Annotated in this window: 16 protein-coding genes; 5 read left to right on the forward strand and 11 right to left on the reverse strand. The window is 61.9% G+C overall.

What is annotated here, in order from left to right:
- Window positions 1–25: 25 nt before the first annotated feature.
- A complete protein-coding gene (locus JLC71_RS08550) occupies window positions 26–736 on the forward strand; it encodes a MarC family protein (RefSeq protein WP_200914958.1) in 711 nt (236 codons plus the stop codon).
- Between the two features lie 117 nt (window positions 737–853).
- Here JLC71_RS08550 and JLC71_RS08555 read toward each other — a convergent pair whose 3' ends face one another.
- From JLC71_RS08555 to JLC71_RS08570, 4 genes are all read right to left on the reverse strand, one after another.
- Window positions 854–1,396, reverse strand: coding sequence for an REP-associated tyrosine transposase (locus JLC71_RS08555; RefSeq protein ID WP_200918311.1), 543 nt, complete (start codon window positions 1,394–1,396; stop codon window positions 854–856).
- Window positions 1,397–1,705: 309 nt separating this feature from the next.
- Entirely contained in the window at window positions 1,706–2,287 is a 582-nt protein-coding gene (locus tag JLC71_RS08560; RefSeq protein ID WP_200914960.1) for a hypothetical protein, read from the reverse strand.
- A 264-nt stretch (window positions 2,288–2,551) separates the two neighbouring features.
- Window positions 2,552–3,286 carry a DsbC family protein gene (locus JLC71_RS08565; RefSeq protein ID WP_200914961.1) on the reverse strand — a complete coding sequence of 245 codons (735 nt, stop codon included), beginning with the start codon at window positions 3,284–3,286 and terminating at the stop codon, window positions 2,552–2,554.
- Between the two features lie 17 nt (window positions 3,287–3,303).
- Entirely contained in the window at window positions 3,304–4,476 is a 1,173-nt protein-coding gene (locus JLC71_RS08570; protein ID WP_200914964.1) for a UbiH/UbiF family hydroxylase, read from the reverse strand.
- 58 nt (window positions 4,477–4,534) lie between these two features.
- Between JLC71_RS08570 and JLC71_RS08575 the strand changes: the two genes are divergently transcribed.
- Window positions 4,535–6,838 carry a DNA internalization-related competence protein ComEC/Rec2 gene (locus JLC71_RS08575; RefSeq protein WP_200914966.1) on the forward strand — a complete coding sequence of 768 codons (2,304 nt, stop codon included), beginning with the start codon at window positions 4,535–4,537 and terminating at the stop codon, window positions 6,836–6,838.
- A 33-nt stretch (window positions 6,839–6,871) separates the two neighbouring features.
- Complete coding sequence (locus JLC71_RS08580) at window positions 6,872–7,657, forward strand: MOSC domain-containing protein (RefSeq protein WP_200914967.1); 786 nt, start codon at window positions 6,872–6,874, stop codon at window positions 7,655–7,657.
- Window positions 7,658–7,714: 57 nt separating this feature from the next.
- On the opposite strand, the gene JLC71_RS08585 is transcribed toward JLC71_RS08580, so the two are convergent.
- Together JLC71_RS08585 and JLC71_RS08590 are read right to left on the reverse strand one after the other, a co-directional pair.
- Window positions 7,715–8,614 (reverse strand): response regulator, encoded by a 900-nt coding sequence (locus tag JLC71_RS08585; RefSeq protein ID WP_200914968.1) that lies wholly within the window; start codon window positions 8,612–8,614, stop codon window positions 7,715–7,717.
- Window positions 8,615–8,653: 39 nt separating this feature from the next.
- The gene (locus JLC71_RS08590; RefSeq protein WP_200914969.1) at window positions 8,654–9,433 is read right to left on the reverse strand and encodes a ParA family protein; all 780 of its coding nucleotides are present in this window, start codon (window positions 9,431–9,433) and stop codon (window positions 8,654–8,656) included.
- Window positions 9,434–9,661: 228 nt separating this feature from the next.
- Between JLC71_RS08590 and JLC71_RS08595 the strand changes: the two genes are divergently transcribed.
- Both JLC71_RS08595 and htpG read left to right on the forward strand, forming a co-directional pair.
- A complete protein-coding gene (locus JLC71_RS08595; RefSeq protein ID WP_200914970.1) occupies window positions 9,662–10,807 on the forward strand; it encodes a porin in 1,146 nt (381 codons plus the stop codon).
- 180 nt (window positions 10,808–10,987) lie between these two features.
- Complete coding sequence (htpG, locus tag JLC71_RS08600) at window positions 10,988–12,880, forward strand: molecular chaperone HtpG (RefSeq protein ID WP_200914975.1); 1,893 nt, start codon at window positions 10,988–10,990, stop codon at window positions 12,878–12,880.
- Window positions 12,881–13,021: 141 nt separating this feature from the next.
- Here the strand turns inward: htpG and JLC71_RS08605 are convergent, their stop codons facing one another.
- From JLC71_RS08605 to JLC71_RS08625, 5 genes are all read right to left on the reverse strand, one after another.
- Window positions 13,022–13,339 carry a BON domain-containing protein gene (locus JLC71_RS08605; protein WP_200914977.1) on the reverse strand — a complete coding sequence of 106 codons (318 nt, stop codon included), beginning with the start codon at window positions 13,337–13,339 and terminating at the stop codon, window positions 13,022–13,024.
- 36 nt (window positions 13,340–13,375) lie between these two features.
- A complete protein-coding gene (locus JLC71_RS08610) occupies window positions 13,376–13,741 on the reverse strand; it encodes a BON domain-containing protein (protein WP_200914978.1) in 366 nt (121 codons plus the stop codon).
- 248 nt (window positions 13,742–13,989) lie between these two features.
- On the reverse strand, window positions 13,990–15,348 hold the full coding sequence (locus tag JLC71_RS08615; RefSeq protein WP_200914981.1) for a sigma 54-interacting transcriptional regulator: 1,359 nt from the start codon (window positions 15,346–15,348) through the stop codon (window positions 13,990–13,992).
- Complete coding sequence (locus tag JLC71_RS08620) at window positions 15,345–15,908, reverse strand: hypothetical protein (RefSeq protein WP_200914984.1); 564 nt, start codon at window positions 15,906–15,908, stop codon at window positions 15,345–15,347. Before JLC71_RS08620 ends, JLC71_RS08615 begins: the two co-directional genes overlap by 4 nt.
- Complete coding sequence (locus tag JLC71_RS08625) at window positions 15,886–17,334, reverse strand: sensor histidine kinase (protein WP_200914987.1); 1,449 nt, start codon at window positions 17,332–17,334, stop codon at window positions 15,886–15,888. Before JLC71_RS08625 ends, JLC71_RS08620 begins: the two co-directional genes overlap by 23 nt.
- Between the last annotated feature and the right edge of the window lie 3 nt (window positions 17,335–17,337).

The following is a 17,337-nucleotide window of genomic DNA, read 5'->3' on the forward strand; positions in this document are numbered from 1 at the left end:
CGCCCGCGACCCCACGGAGTACTACATGCTGCAAACGATCACCGCCTTCCTCGGCAACATCCTGCTGGTTGTCGCCGCGCTGATGCCCATCCTCAATCCGCCGGGGCACGCGCCGATTTTTCTGTCGATGACCACCGCGTACAACGAGCAGGAAAAAGCCATCCTCGCCCGCCGCGTGGGCATCTACAGCTTCTTCCTGATTCTGGTGAGCATGTTCACCGGCAGCTATGTGCTGAATTTTTTCGAGGTTTCGCTGCCGATCATCCGCGTTGCCGGCGGCCTCTTGGTCGCCGCGGCCGGGTGGAAGCTGCTGTCGGACGAAGGCAAGAACAGCAACCGCAAGCTGGAAGAACAGGCGGTGGCGCTGGAGCACAGCGCCGAGGAGCTGCGCTCGCGCGCCTTCTATCCGCTGACCTTTCCGATCACCGTCGGCCCCGGCACGATCACCGTCGCCATCACGCTCGGCGCCGGCCTCAAGGGCCCGGGCCTGCTGCACCGGCTGGACATGCCGATCGCCAGCATCATCGCCACCGCGCTCGTCGCCTACTCGCTGTACTTCTGCTACCGCTACGCCGAACGCATCATGCGGCTGCTCGGCAGCACCGGCACCATCGTGTTCCTGCGGCTGTCGGCCTTCATCCTGTTCTGCCTCGGCGTGCAGATCGTCTGGGATGGCGCGAGTGCGCTGCTAGCGGATTTCGTTGCGCACTCGGCGCCGGCGTTGCTACACCGCTAAGGTCATAACGTCTGGCCAAACAAAAAGCCCACCAGATCGGTGGGCTTTTTTTGAGCTGCGTGGTCGCTTATTTAGCACGTAGGTTGGGCTGAATGAAATGAAGCCCAACATCGACATTCACCCCGCTCCCCCCTGCTCACCAAAACGCCCTTCCACATCCGATTCACCACCCCAATCTGCCGCCAACAACCCTGCGGCAACATAGCGATGCACGCTTGAGTAAGGCCAATCCACGGCTCGATGGGCATGACCATGTTTGACCGGGTTGATGTGAATGTAATCGACATGCGCCTGCAAATCCGCTTCATCCCGGATTTGATGTTCCCAATACCGCCGTTGCCAAACGCCCCGTTCTCGCTTGCGGCTTCGACTTTCGCGAACAAGCTCGACTCTGGGAAGCTGCCGGGAAAATCCGGCCTTGATCAGCGACCAACGCAGGGAATAATCAGCGTCACCAAGCGGCAAAGACCAGATGGCATGCAGATGGTCTGGCAACACCACCATGGCAACAATCTGAAATGGGTGTGTCACCTGCACTTTTCGCATAACTTGCCGTAAGCCATCAATATGGCGAATCAGCAAGTCTTGGCGGCGGTCAGCCAGATTGACCGTGAAGAAATAAGTGCCTCCTTCCAAACGAGCCCGTCGATAGCGCATGATTCGACACTCCGCAAGAGGATGGATTGAGCGTTGGGCTTCATTTCATTCAGCCCAACCTACGGGCTGATTAATTCAATGGGGCCAATCTCCCCGGCTAACGATGGAGGCCCGCGCGCGCGTCTTGTATCAGGGTCCGGGCTGAATAGGCCCAAGATGACCGTTTGTAGTGTTGCAGCCCTTCACCTTCTCGCGCATTCAAGCGGCGGTGCGGCCATTTGCCGAACGACAACGTCCTTTAGCAAGGGACGGGGGAGTCCTTGTAGTTTAAATTAACGGGCGGGCGGTAGCCCATCCTGGTTGAATGAAGTGTTAGGCTTCATGCCGAGCATTTAAATGGCTTTGGCAGAACAGCAAAGAAGGTCCCGCCATTTGACCTAACAGATTTTGATGTGGCTTAAGAAAATCAAGAAGCGATTGAGCCTTTTGCTGGTGATATTTAAAAATGAAGTATGGATCAACGTTGTTGCGGTAGAGGGCAAGAGCCTCACAGTAGAGGCACGTTAGTTTGTGTAACCGTATAACCGCAATTTCGAACGCTTTGGTATTGATGCAGCTTGGTTCAAGAATCCCCCAAACAACATCTCCGAATTCAATGGTCTCTTCAGATTTATTGTGCGTGGCGAGTTTACGCTGGAGCCAGTGTTCAACCTCCTCATCTGCCTTTGTCACGTGGGCAAGTAGATCGCGCTTTAACGTCTCGTCCTGAGCATCTGAAAGTTGCTGGCTCTGTAGGTGAATAGTATATACAAGCAAAAGAATGCTAATAAAGGAAAGCAGGACACCTGCTACCCCTCCGAAATATCCACCAAACTGGTTCCAATTTTCACCATTTGTCGAAAAAGGATGCCCATGTCCAACGTACATGTAATAGGCGCCACCTACTACGGACATTAGTAGAATTCCAATTGCCAAAGCGAAAAAAATTTTGAACATGATGCCTAACGTAGTGTATGCACCATGGTGCATAGCACGGTAAATAAAGAAATATGCGAGATATCCGATCACACCATCGGCATATTACGTACCTTCTAAAAGGTTACTATTTTTCTATCTGCGAGTGTACACGGCGGCCGCTCTCGCGGCGTACTGCGCCTATCGCCACAAACGCAAAAAAGCCCACCATCAAGGCGGGCTTTTTCGTTACAGCAAACGCGCTTACTTGCCGTCGAGCAGCTGTTCGATCTGCTGGCGCGGAATCGCGCCGGAGACGATACGGCCGCTGCCGAAAATCAGCGCCGGCGTGCCGGTAATGCCGAGCGATTCGCCCAGCGCCAGGTTCTTGGCGATCGGGTTCGGGCAATCGGCCTTGCCTTCGGGCAGCTTGCCGTCGTTCATGAAGTTGCTCCACGCCGCAGCCTTGTCGTCGGCACACCACATCAGCTTGGACTTGCGCTCGGCATCCGGGTGGATGTTGAGCGGGAACAGGAAGGTGTAGATGGTGACGTTGTCGACGCCCTTCAGGCTTTCCTGCTCCAGTCGTTTGCAGAACGGGCAATCCGGGTCGGAGAACACCGCCAGCTTGCGGGCGCCATTGCCCCGCACTTCCTTGATCGCCTGATCCATCGGCAGCTTGCTGAAATCGGTCTTCATCAGCTCGGCCATGCGGCGCTCGGTGACGCTTTCCTTCTTGGCCACGTCGACCATATCGCCGACGATGACGAAGTTGGCCTGCGCGTCGGTGTAAACGATCTGGCGATTGGCGATCACCACTTCGTACACGCCCTTGATCGGGCTGGCGTTCACCGCGGTGATGTCGCGGCCTTGCAGCGTCGAGGCCAGCTTCTGGCGAATCTGCTTTATATCGGTCTTGCTATCGGCCTGCGCCGAACAAGCGGTCAGCGCGACCATGCCGATGACGGCGAGGCTCTTGGTGATGCGGGTCAACTTCATGCGGTTTCCTTTGGCACTCACGCGTCCATCGCGTGGCGAATCAGTTGTTGTTTAATCCATGGTAGCGAATCGGTCAGGCCCAGCCCGGTGTTTCGCAGCGTCTTCAAAAGCGGATTGCGGTTGTTGAACAGCTTCTGCAGGCCGTCGCACGCGCCCTGCATGACATAAATCGCCTCGCGCCGCGCACGTTCGTAACGGCGCAAGGTCAGGTAATCACCCAGCTTGGTCGAATCCGCCGCAGCCAGCACCCGCGCCAGTTCGGCTACATCGCCAAAACCGAGGTTGACGCCCTGCCCCGCGAGCGGATGCACCGTATGCGCCGCATCGCCGACCAGCGCCACGCCGGCGCGAACCAGCTCGCGCACATGCGTCAGCCGCAACGGAAACGCCGCCGCCGGGGTGATGCAACGCAGCTCGCCGAGCGCACGGCCACCGGCCGCGGCGACCTTGGCGTCGAGTTCGGCCGTCGGCAGCGCCAGAAGTTCATCCTTGCGCGCCTCATCGCACGACCAGACGATCGAGATGCGCTTGCCGGCCAGCGGCAACCACGCGAGGATGCCATCGTCGAAAAACCACTGCCGCGCAACGCCATAATGCGGCAGCTCGGTTTCGAAATTGGCAACCACGCCCCACTGTCCGTAGGGCTTTGAACTGCTGTCGATGCCGGCACCATTGCGCAACCACGAATTGGCGCCGTCGGCGCCCACCGCCAGCCTTGCACGGATGCTGCGGCCATCGGCGAGCGTGACGGTAACACCGTCGTCGTCGTAGGCAAACGCGGCCGGTTCGGCCGGCGCCATTACGCTGACATTCGGTGCCGCCATCGCGGTTTGCCACAATGCGGCTTGCAGATTGCCGCTTTCCAGTATCGTCGTCAGTGCATCGAGGCCGGCGTCGAGCGCGTCGAAAGCAAGCGTGCTGCGGCCGTCGTCGCCGGTGATCTGCATCCGCGATACCGGCTGGATTCGCGCGGCGTCGAGCCGCTGCCACGCGCCGATGTCGCTCAGCAGTCGCTGGCTGGCGCGGCTGATCGCGTAAACGCGGTTGTCCCAACGCTCGCTGGGCGCCTGCGTCTGCGGCGTGCGGCCTTCCAGCAGCAGGATGGAATGCGTGCTTTTTGCCAGCGCGGCGGCCAGCGCGGTGCCGACAAGGCCACCGCCGATAATCAGTATGTCTGCGTCGTAGTGCATGGGGCAGAGTGTAGCAGGCCGGTTTGGCTGAATGAAACGCCAGCATCTACGCTGATGCGTGCCCACCTGCCTGATCCTCATCGCTTTTGTCGCCGGCGTCTGCCTCTTGCAGCGCCTGTCCACCCTGCCCGCCTTGTGGCCGGCGCTGCTTGTCATCGCCGTGGCATGCGCGCTGGCGATCGCCTTTGCGCGACTGCGCGTGCTGGCGTATGCGCTGATCGCCGCCGCGCTTGGCTTTGGCTACGCCGACTACCGCGCCCAGTTGCGGCTGGCCGAACGCCTGCCCGCCGCGCTGGAACAACAAACGATCGTCGCCGATGGCTATATCGCCGATCTACCGCAGCAAAGCCGCTTTGGCTGGCGCTTTAATTTCGTGGTGCAAGCCAGCGATACCGCCGGCTTGCCCCGCCGCGTGCAGGTCAACAGCTACGGCAAGACCTTGCAACCGCACGCGGGTGAACGCTGGCGATTAACGCTACGGCCCAAGCGTCCGCATGGCCTCGCCAATCCCGGTGGCTTCGATCTGGAGCGCTGGCTGCTGGGTGAAAATATCGGTGCGACCGCCAGCGTCAAATCGGCCGAACGGCAAGCCGGCCATGCCTGGCAAGCCAGCATCAACCGGCTGCGCGAAGCCTTGCGCAACCGGTTGCAGATGCAACTTGGCGATGCGCCATATCGCGGCGTCGTCATTGCGCTGGCCATTGGCGATCAGGGCGGCGTACCCAAGGATCAATGGCAGCGTTTCGCCACCACCGGCGTCACCCATTTGATCAGCGTGTCCGGCCTGCACATCACGCTCTGGGCAACGCTGCTCGGCGCGCTGGTCAACACCGGCTGGCGCCGTGTGCCGTGGCTGGTGGCACGGGTTCCGGCGCAGCGCGCGGCGCTCGTCGCCGGGGTACTGGCCGCGCTCGGTTACAGCCTGCTCTCGGGCCTGAGCGTGCCGACACAGCGCACGCTGCTGATGCTGCTGATCGCCGCCATCGGCCTATGGCGCGGCCACAGCAGCGCGCCGCTGTTCACCTGGCTGCTAGCGCTGGCCACGGTGGTACTGGTCGATCCGTTCGCGGTGCTGTCGGTCGGTTTCTGGCTGTCTTTTCTCACCGTCGGCGCGCTCTTGTTCGCCTGCGCCAACACGCTGGGCAAGGCCGCCCCTTGGCGCAGCTGGATAAGCGCGCAATGGGCCGCCACGCTGGCGAGCTTTCCGGTGCTGGCGCTGGTGTTTCAGCAACTGCCGGTGATCTCGCCGATCGCCAACGCGCTGGCGATTCCGCTGGTCAGCATGATCGTCACGCCCTTGGCGCTGGTCGGCCTGCTCGACCCGAGCGGCACGCTGCCGTGGCTGGCCGAGCGCGCGTTTGCGCTCACCGATCGCTATCTGCAACTGTGCGCACTGGCGCCGGTATTGAGCATGGCCGCACCGCCCACATGGGCATGGCTACCGGCGGCGCTGGGCGTGCTGCTGTGGCTGGCACCGCGCGGCCTGCCGGGGCGCTGGTACGCGCCGGTGCTGCTACTGCCGCTGATCGCAGCAGCGCCGCCGCCGCTCGCCGAGGGGCACTTTCGCGCCACGGTGATCGATATCGGTCAAGGTCTGGCGGTGCTGGTGCAAACCGGCTCACACACACTGCTGTACGACAGCGGCCCGCCCACGGCCAGCGACCGGGCGCTGTTACCGCTACTGCGCGCGCAGGGCATCACCAGACTCGACACCTTGATGATCTCGCACAACGATAACGACCACAGCGGCGGTGCCGAGGCGGTGTTGCGCGCACTGGCGGTCGGCGAACTGCATTCGACGCTCCCGGCCGGTCACCCTGCCCGTGCGCCGATCGGCAACACGCCGCATCGGGATTGCATCGCCGGCCAGTCGTGGCACTGGGACGGCGTGCGCTTCGATGTGCTCTGGCCCGCCGCCGGTGCGACGTTTCGCAACGACAACGCCGGGAGTTGCACGCTACGAATCAGCAGCGCCGACGGCCACGCGCTGCTGCTGGCCGGTGATCTCGGCCGCAACGAGGAAATCGACCTCGTCAGTCAGGGGCTGGCCGAAACCGCCATCGTCGTGGCGCCGCATCACGGCAGCCGTTCGTCATCGTCGCAAATGCTGATCGACGCGACGCGACCGCAATGGGTGGTGTTTTCCGCCGGTTATCTGAACCGTTTCCGCCATCCGCATCCAAGCATCGTCGATCGCTATGACAATGCCGAAGCGGGCATCCTGCGCACCGACAACGATGGCGCCGTCACCTTCGACGTCGGCAAGGACATCCAGGTTCGGCGCTGGCGCGAGCAATACCGGCCGTACTGGTCTGCCACCGCGGCACAGGCGCTGCCACTGCCTGTAACCGATGCGGACTGATACAGTCGCCGTACATTCCATCCGAGCCCGCCCATGCCGACCTTGACCGCGCTATACCGCTACCCGGTGAAATCGATCCACGGTGAGACCTTGACGCACAGCCGCATCGGCCCAAGCGGCCTGCCCGACGACCGCGCCTGGCTGGTCGCCGATCGCAACGGCCGCTTCATGACCGGGCGCGACTGGCCACAACTGGTCCGGGTGCGTGCCGATGTAGGCGACACCACGCTGACGCTGAGCGCCCCCGGCATGCCGGCGCTGAGCATTGCGCGCGCGGCATTTACCGAAGCGCATCCGGCCCAGGTATGGAAGGACGAGTTCGGCGCCTGGCACGGCCCTGTCGAGGCCGATCAATGGCTATCGGACTACCTCGGCTGTGACGCGCGGCTGCTCTACACCGGCGAAAGCCAGCGGCGGGTCAAGCAGCATCCGGATATTCCGCTGTCGTTCGCCGATGGCTACCCCTTGCTGCTGATCGGCGAGGGTTCGCGCCGGCAGCTATCCGACTGGGCCGGGCAGGATTTCGCCATGGCACGCTTTCGCCCCAATCTGGTCATCGACGGCGCTGAACCCTTCGCCGAGGATGGCTGGACGCGCATCCGCATCGGCGAGGTGATCCTGCGCATGGTCAAACCGTGCACGCGCTGCGTCTTCACCACCGTCGACCCCGACAGCGGTGAAAAATCCGCCGATCAGGAACCGCTGCGCACGCTGGCCAAAAAGCGCAAGGGCGAAGGCGGCGTGCTGTTCGGCCAGAATGTCATCGCCGAGAACAGCGGCCGGATCGAGACCGGCATGGCGGTGGAAATACTCGAATGACAAAGGCCGGCGATTGCCGGCCTTTTGCGAACGAGTGTGCATGAACACACGCCCCGTTCAGTCATCCTCGACGCGCAGCCGGGCAATCACCGAATTGCCGCAGCCCTGATACTCGACGCTATCGAACGACAGCATCCGCGCCATCGAAATGCCGCGCCCGTGCGGATCGAACGCGCGCTCCGGAGAAAACTCGAGGAAGGGCTGCCACTCGAAACCGTTGCCCTCATCGGTGATCGTGAACACCAGCGCATCCGGACGCTTTTCGAACGAAACATTGACGTTGCGGCGACGAAAGTCGGCGCTCGCCAGCCGGGCTTCGACCTCTTCCTGCCAGCGTCCCTGCTGCAACAAGCGGGTTTTATCGGCATAGCTGATGCCAAGGTTGCCGTGTTCGACGGCATTGACGAGCAACTCGGATAAACCGACGGCCACACGCTGTGGCTCCGGGCAGGCATTGGACAGCAGCAAGGTGAGCTGCCGCGCTTCATCCAGCGTACGGAAACGGAACTCGCCGCGCTCAAGCAGCCGGTAGGTCGAGGCCTGATCGGCCAGTTGCGATTCAAGCTGGCGTGTTTCGCGGTAAAACTTGACCGCCGCGGCGACGATGGCCAGCAGCATGTCGCGCTGGAATGGCTTGATCAGGTAGTAATAGGCCCCGGCGGCCAGGCCTTCGCGAACGTTCTCGGCGGCGCCGACGGCGGTCTGCATGATCACCGGAATATGGCTGCATTCCGATTGTTTCAGCCGGGCCAGCAAGGCCATGCCGTCCATGCGCGGCATCATTCGGTCGAGCAGGATGGTGTCGAAGTCGCGATCGTGGGTGAGCAGCGACCACGCGGCCTCGCCGTCCTCGGCGGTAACAACCTCGTAGCCGACGTCGGTCAGGTGTTCGCTGAGGATTTCCAGATTGAATGGCTCATCATCAACCACCAGGATGCGGGCGTCTTGCTGTGGCAATGTTCTCTCCCTATGCGCTAAGGGCCGTCAGCATACCCGTCAGACGCGGGCACTCGCCAGATCGGCGTACAACGAAGTGAATTCCAGCGCCAACTTGTGGCGCGCATCCAGAAAAGGCAGCGGCACCGCGCGCTCGTGCGACTCACGTACTTTCACCGAGCTCGACAATCGCGTCGGCAACAGCGGCAAACCCTGAGCCGCCAGTTCCTCGACCATGCGCACCGGCAGGCTGGCACGCGGCTGGTACTGGTTGACGACGATGCCCTCGATCGCCAGTTGGGCGTTGTGATCGGCGCGGATTTCGTCGACCCGGCTCATCAGCGACAGCAGCGCCTGGCGCGAGAATGCATCGCAATCGAACGGAATCAGGCAGCCATCGGCGGCGATCAGCGCCGAAAGCGTAAAGAAATTGAGCGCCGGCGGCGTATCGATCCACACTTCGTCGAAATCACCGGCCAACTCGGCCAGCGCTTCCTTGAGCTTGTAGATCTTGTGCCGCGATTCGAGCTTGCTTTCCAGCTCGGCGATGTCCGGATCGGACACCATCACCGACAAACCGGCAAACGGCGTCGGATGCACGAAGGCGCGGGTCGGTTTGGCATACAGGCTGAAATTGAGCACCTGGTCGAAAAATGCCGCCAGCGTCGGCGTCGTCGCATCGAGCGCATCACCAAGCAGGTAACGGCTGGCATTGCCCTGCGGGTCGAGATCGACGACGAGCACGCGCCGTCCGGCCTGTGCCGCCGCGGCGGCAAGGTTGACCGAGATGGTGGATTTGCCCACGCCACCCTTCTGGTTGAACACCACTCGACGAAGCATCGCTGAATCCTACCCATGGCGCCGATTGCGCTGCAGCCAAATATAGCACGCACGTTCGCGCGCGCACGTAAGAGGGAAAATCCGGCCAACTCCGGCAGTAACAATTACCGATTCAATAGTGGAAATAGTTACCAGCTTCGAACTCGCCGGGTTCGTAGACTGCACAGCGTGGTTCGGGACTCTCGAACCGGACGTGCAAAGACCCTTTCCCTCGAAGGAGAAAACCAAATGAAAATGAAGCATGCAGCTCTCGCCATCGCTCTGGCATTCGGCGCCGCAGGCCTTGCACAGGCAGAAGTAACGATTGGTGGTAAGGTCGACTTCGGTGTTCAAGCCCGTGATACCGGTGACAGCACCCAAGGCGCCGTGAAGTACCAAGGCGAAATCGATTTCAGCGGCCGTGACAAGCTCGACAACGGCATGAGCGTCATCTGGACCTTGAATCAGGAAATCAACAACATCAACGCCGGTTCGAGCTACACCGCGAACAGCCAGTGGGGCAACCGTGACGCATACGGTGGCCTGCAAGGCGATTTCGGTACCGTTCGTGTTGGTAAGTTCCGTACCGGCGTATACGCACTGACCGATGATCTGTACGGCGATACCGGTGCAGACTGGTTCTTCTCCGACTACGGTCGCGGCATGAACCAACGTGCTGACAACATCGTCGGCTACACCAGCCCGGTGTTCGGCGGCATGCAACTGACTGCCGACTACATCCTTGAAAACCAAAGCACTGGTGACACCAGCAGCTACGGTTACGACGTCGCTGGTACCTACACCAATGGCGGCCTGAAGGTTCTGGCCGGCTACCAAGCCCGTCAAGGCTTCGACGGCACCAAGGACATCACCGCTGGCGCTTCCTACGCAAAAGCAGACGGTTCGTACAACTACGGCGATGCACTGGGCGGCGGTTCGAACGATACCGACAGCCAGACCGGCTACGTTGGTGCGCAGTACAAGTTCAGTAACGGCTTCGGCATCACCGGTGGCTACAAGTACATGGAATTCACCCCGAATTCGGCTGGCGCTACCTACGGCGGCACCGCACTGAACGCGGGTGAAGACTACAACCAGAACATGTACAACCTGATGCTGTCGTACAACCAGGGTCGTAACGATGTTTACCTCGGCTACACCTACCTGGACGATCTGAAGGGTGGTAATGCTCAGTCCGATTCGGGCGCCCAAGCGTTCTCGGCACGTTACAACTACCACATGTCCAAGAACACCTTCGCTTACGCTGAATACCGCTACGTGAAGAACGACGCCAACTCGTCGTACAGCGCCGATGATGACCTGTACAACTACAGCGCCACCAGCGCGGGTCAAGACACCCAACGCGGTATCGTTGGTGTGCGTACCTACTTCTAATCGATCCTTCCGATCGTTTTAGAGTTAGCGTCAAAGAAACGGAGCCTTCGGGCTCCGTTTTTGCGTTTGGGCTCCGGCGGCGACGGATTAACCCTGCCTTGAAAAGGGACATCCTGCCCCCACGTTGTTCAGGTCCCCGGGCCAAGGCCCCGATCGAAACACGCAAGGAGCAATGCACCGATGAGCAAGGAAACACTTGGCTTTCAGGCCGAAGTCAAACAACTGCTGCAGTTGATGATTCATTCGCTGTACTCGAACAAGGAAATCTTCCTGCGCGAGCTGGTCTCGAATGCATCGGACGCCTGCGACAAACTGCGCTTTGAAGCGACGCAGCACGCCGAGCGTTACGAAGGTGATGGCGAGCTGGCCATTCGTGTTTCGTTCGACAAGGACGCACGCACCGTGACGATCGCCGACAATGGCATCGGCATGAACCGCGATGATGTTGTCGCCCATATCGGCACCATCGCCCGCTCGGGCACCAAGGAATTCTTCAGCCAGCTGACCGGTGACTCCGCCAAGGATTCGCACCTGATCGGCCAGTTCGGCGTCGGCTTCTATTCGGCCTTTATCGTTGCCGACAAGGTCACGCTGACGACACGCCGCGCCGGCGAAACCGTCGCCACGCGCTGGGAATCGATGGGCGACGGCGAATACACGCTGGAAGAAGTCAGCAAAGCCGGCCGCGGCACCGAGATCGTGCTGCACCTGAAGGAAGGCGAAGACGAGTTCCTCAACGACTGGCGCTTGCGCAGCATCATTACCCGCTACTCCGACCACATCAACCTGCCTATCCTTTGCCCTAAGCGCGCCGAATACGACGACGAGGGAAAAGAGTTGCCAGCGAGCGGCGAATGGGAGGCCGTCAACCAGGCCAACGCGCTGTGGACGCGCAACAAGAGCGAGATCTCCGACGAGCAGTACCAGGAGTTCTACAAGCACGTTTCGCACGATTACGAAGAGCCGCTGGCTTGGAGCCACGCGCGGATCGAAGGCCGGCAGGAATACACCGAGCTGCTGTACATCCCCAAACGCGCACCGTTCGACCTGTACGAGCGCGAGCGCCGCCACGGGGTGAAGCTGTACGTGAAGCGCGTGTTCATTCTCGAGGACACCGAAAAGCTGATGCCGCAATACCTGCGCTTCGTGCGCGGCGTGATCGATTCGGCCAGCCTGCCGCTGAACGTATCGCGTGAAATCCTCCAGCAAAGCCGTGACGTCGAGTCGATCAAGACCGGCTGCGTCAAGAAGGTGCTCGGCCTGCTGGAAGACCTGCGCGACAACCGCCCGGATGATTACACGCTGTTCTGGAACGAGTTCGGCAAGGTGTTGAAGGAAGGCGTCGGCGAAGATGCCGCCAACAAGGATAGACTCGGCGCGCTGGCCCGCTTTGCTTCGACCGCTAACGACAGCGACGTGCAGAACGTCAGCCTCGCCGACTATATCGGCCGGATGAAGGAAGGCCAGGACGCGATCTACTACATCACCGCCGACACCTTTGCCGCCGCGCAGCACAGCCCGCATCTGGAAGTGTTCAAGAAGAAAGGCATCGAGGTGCTGTTGCTGTCGGACCGCGTCGATGAATGGTTCACCTCCAGCCTGACCGAGTTCGAAGGCAAGAAACTGCAGTCGGTTGCCAAGGGCGAACTGAAGCTCGACGCCTTTGCCAACGAGGAAGAAAAGCAGCAGCAGGAAGCCGCCGAAACCGAGTTCAAGTCGGTGCTCGACAAGGTCAAGAGCACGCTAGCCGGGCAGATCAAGGACGTGCGCGTCACCACCCGGCTGACCGACAGCCCGGCCTGCCTCGTGGTCGACAACAACGACATGAGCGCCAATCTGGAACGGCTGCTGAAATCGGCCGGTCAGGATGTTGGCGGCGCCAAACCGATTCTCGAACTGAACCCGGCCCACCCGCTGGTACAAAAGCTCAAGACCGAGCTGGAAGGCGAGCGCTTCGGCGACTGGACCCACCTGCTCTACGATCAGGCGCTACTGGCCGAAGGCGGCCAGCTTGACGATCCGGCCGGTTTCGTGAAGCGGCTCAACGGCCTGATGCTGGCCATGCAGCACTAAGCATTGCGCCGGTGAGACAAAAGGCTGCCAACAGGCAGCCTTTTGTTTTGGGGAGAGTTTCCGGCTAAGCCGGCATCGATGTCACGACAGGACGTGCAGGACCTGTTGCCCCGAAAACGTGGTTTGAACCGGATCAAGAGATCAGATTTTCAGTGGTCCGCCCGGCAGACGCATATCGCTGCGGATGTCGCGCACGCCATCCACGCCCGACGCCACCGCCACCGCCAGCGCACCGGACGATGGCGTATCGACGGTGCCCTGCAGCGTCAGCACGCCCTTGTCGCTGACTGCGCGCAAGCCAAAGGACTTGAGCTGCTTGTTCTGCTGCAGCGCGGTGTTTGCCGCCTTGGCGATCTGTGCATCGGATTGGCTATTCTCGCTGGCACCGCTCGCAACTTGCGCATATAGGCCCAGCGAAAGCAGGCTGGCGATCAGGACGGTCTTGGTTCGGGTTTTCACGACAAATCCTTATTGAATACGGTTTGGGCAGGCAGATCACACCAGGCGGGCGCGAGCCTTTTCCTTGATCACGATGGCGCTGTGGACGTTCTTGACACCGCGCACCCCGGCGACGATCTGAATCGCCTTCGTCCGTTCCTCGGCGGTGCTCACCGTGCCGGACAATATGACGTGCCCTCGCTGCGAGCGGACTTTGACGTTAAAGGTCGATAGCGCCGGGTCGTCAAACAAGGCCACTTTCACCTGCGTGGTGAGGATGGCGTCGTCGACGAATGCCTCGCTGGAGCTGGACGTACCGAACCGCTCGGTCGCGCCGGTGCTGGCGGCGCGCTGATCCACTGCGAAAACGGTGGTCGTCGCGCCAAGAGCAAGCATGGCGGCAAGAATCAGCGGCTGGTGCATTGATGGTTTCTCTAGATGCCTTGTTGGTTTCTTTGGCCTGCATCCACAACAAAACCGGTGCAGGCACGCCATCCAATGCAAGCACCGTGCCAGACTATGAAAAAACCAATGCAATCAGTCTACTAGAAGAAATTTAGCCGCAAGGACCACTCAATCGCCGCGACTGGCGTCCTCATTTGTCGCCACCTGCCGACAAGCAAGGCGGGCAGAATAACAAGCCGTTGATTTATATGAATTTATCAGCGTCGCTAGTCGACGACATCGTCGTTATTGCTGCGAAACAGCGCCGGCGCCAGTGCATGTTTTTGCAGCAAGCGGTAGAACTCGGTGCGGTTGCGGTCGGCAAGCTTGGCGGCGTCGGCCACATTGCCGTCGGTCAGCTTCAACAGCCGGGTCAGATAATCGAGCTCGAAGCGGCGCTTGGCTTCGGCGTAGCTAAGCACTTCGGCCGACGGCTGCCGCAAGGCGCGCTGGACCAGTGCCAGCGGCACGATAGACGCGGTGCAGAGTGCGCACACCTGCTCAATCGCGTTGAAGAGCTGGCGCACATTGCCGGGCCAGGCCGCCGTCGACAGCGCCTCCAGCGCGTCGGGCGCGAAGCCGTTCAGCCGCTTGGCGTATTTGTCGGCCAGACGCTGCAACAGGTGATTGGCGAGTAGCGGGATGTCCTCGCGCCGCTCGGCCAGCGTCGGCAAGGTCAGCGCCACGACGTTGAGGCGATAGAACAGATCCTCGCGGAACTCGCCCTCCATCATCGCCACATCCAGATCGCGATGCGTCGCCGAGAGGATGCGCACATCGATCGGCACCGATTCGCTGGCACCGACCGGCCGCACCGCGCGCTCTTGCAGCACCCGCAGCAACTTCACCTGCAAGGCCGGCGGCATATCGCCGATTTCATCCAGAAACAGCGTGCCGCCATCGGCAGCCTGAAACAGGCCGCGATGATGGGCGATCGCGCCGGTAAACGCGCCTTTGACGTGGCCGAACAGCTCGGATTCCAGCAGCGCCTCCGGAATCGCGCCGCAGTTGATCGCGACAAACGGCTTGCCAGAGCGCGGGCTGGCCTTGTGAATCGCCCGCGCCAGCAACTCCTTGCCGGTGCCCGATTCGCCACGAATCAACACACTGGCGTCGGACGCGGCGATCAGGCGAGCCTCGCCCAGCAGCTCGGCCATCATGCTGGAACGGCTGACGATTTCGCTGCGCCAGGCCTCATCGCCGGCTTCGGGCGTCGCCGCCGAGACGCTCAGCGCCTGCTTGACCTTCTCCAGCAAGACCTTGCTGTCGAAGGGCTTGGTCAGATAGCCGAATACGCCGCGGTTGGTCGCTTCGACCGCATCCGGAATCGTGCCGTGCGCGGTCAGCAGGATCACCGGCAAGGCCGGCAGCCGCGCGCGGATTTCAGCGTACAAGGCCAGGCCGTCGCCGTCGGGCAGGCGCACGTCGCTGATCACCAGTTGCGGCGTCGCCACCGCCAGCTGCGCCAGCGCCGTCTGCACCGTTTCAGCTGTCGTGACCTTGTAGCCGGCGGCGGTCAGCCGCATCGACAACAGCCGCAGCAGATCGGCATCGTCGTCGACGAGAAGCAAGGATGCGCTACTCATGGTGTCGCCGCCTTGCCAGCCGGCTTCATCGGCAGGCCGTGCTCGATCGCCTTGAGCGCATTGAGCTTGTCGTTCAGATCGTTGGCGCGCCGCTGCGCGTCCTTCAGTTGCTGGCTCAGCTTGTCGGCCTCGCCATCCAGTCGCCGTTGCTCGGCATACTGCGCCGACAACCATTGCGCCAGCGGCCGCAGCGCCTCGGCCCGCGGCCCGGTCAGCCTCTGCGCGGTATCGAGCAGGCCGATCGCCCTGCCCAGATCGCCATTGCCGCGCAACTGTGCATAGGCCATGGCGCGCTGGATCAGCGCAATCTCGCCGGGCTCGCTCGCCAGACGGGCGATGTCCCGGTTCAGCTCGGCGGCTGGCCGCGCATGCAGCGAGGCGGCGTAAGCGAACAAACCGGCCCAGTCGGGCGCGATCACCGCTGCGGGTGCACTCGCGACCGGCGCGGCCTTGGCCGGCGCCGATGCAACCGGTTGCGGCGGTGCCGCCGGCGGACTCACGCAGGCACCGAGCAGCAACAGCAGGGGCAAGAGGTATTCAGGTCGTTTCAATCGTGTCATCGGGTAGTTCAATCCGGAAATGGGCACCGCGCTCGCTCGGCAACAGGGTGATGCGGCCGCCGTGGGCGGCAAGGTATTCGCTGACGATCGACAGGCCCAGACCACTACCGCGTCGGGCGCCGCCGGGCTGGCGTTCGCCCTGGACGAAGGGCTGGAAAATCCGCTCGGCGTCCGCGGCGGCGACGCCCGGCCCCTGATCGATACAATCGATCGTCGTCGTGCCGTGATCGTGCGCCAGCACAAAGCGGATCACGCCGCCCCTGGGGCTGAAACGAATCGCGTTCGACAGCAGATTGCCGATCACCGCACCCAGCTTGTCGGCATCGCCACTCAGCGCCGGCGCGCTGCCATCGACAAGCACCGACAACGCCTGCGCCTGCCATTGCAGGCGCTGCGCGTCGATGATCGCGGCGATCAAGGCCGATAGATCGACCGGCGCGCGTATCAGTTCCCGCGCCGAGAAATGCATCGAATGGTAGCGCAGCAAGTCTTCGATTTGCCGCTGCAAGGCCGCGACATTATGCGCCAGGATGCCGACCACTTCGCCCTGCGCCGGATTAAGCGTACCGGGCACCTCGTCGGCCAGCAGCGCCACGCCCTCACGCAAGGACGCCAGCGGCGTTTTCAGTTCGTGCGACACGTGGCTGACAAAGCGGGCCTTCTCGGCATCCAGCTCGGCCAGCCTTTGCCGCAGCCAGTCGAGCTGCACACCGAGCCGCCGCAGGTCGGCCGGGCCACGACGGATCACGATCGGCGCATCCAGCCGGCCTTCGCCGAGGCGAAGGATCGCCGCCTCGATTTTTGCCAGCGGCCGCGCCAGCCAGCCGGCCAGCGCCAGAGCAATCAGCGCAGCGATACCGATGGCCACCGCGACCATGATCGCAATCGTGCGCCGCTCGTGATCCAGCTCGTCCAGCAAGGCATCGTTGCGCCGGTCCAGCTCATGCCGGCTTTCCTGGGTGATTTGTTCGTTCAGGCTGTGCAAGTGGGCGATATTCTCGAACAGCTTCATCTGCAAGCTGCGATCGCGAATGACATCCTGCGCCAGCACGGCGCTGGCTGCGCCGCCCTGCTGCCCCCAGCGCTGCAAGGCCGCCACCAAGGCCGCATCCTGCCCGGCATGGCTGCTCAGCCAGCGCACGGTGTCGCTGGCATCCTGATGGGCATTTTTTGCCCGCAGCAGAAAGCTCGCGTCATCGAGCACCAGATATTGGCGCAGGCTGCGCTCGAACAACTGGGTGCGCTCGTTCAGGCGCTCGACCGCCTCGGTCTGCCGCACCGCGGCGTCGGAAAGTGAACGGCTCTGCTCTGCCGCCTGTTGCAGTGTCGACAGCGCCCGTAGCGAGGTCGCGCTCAGCAGCGCAGCGGCCAGAATGAAGGCCAGCAGCAACAATTGGCGAAACGAGGGTTTGGTCAGCGTAGGCAAGGT

The organism is Jeongeupia sp. HS-3, assembly GCF_015140455.1.
Lineage (GTDB): Bacteria > Pseudomonadota > Gammaproteobacteria > Burkholderiales > Chitinibacteraceae > Jeongeupia.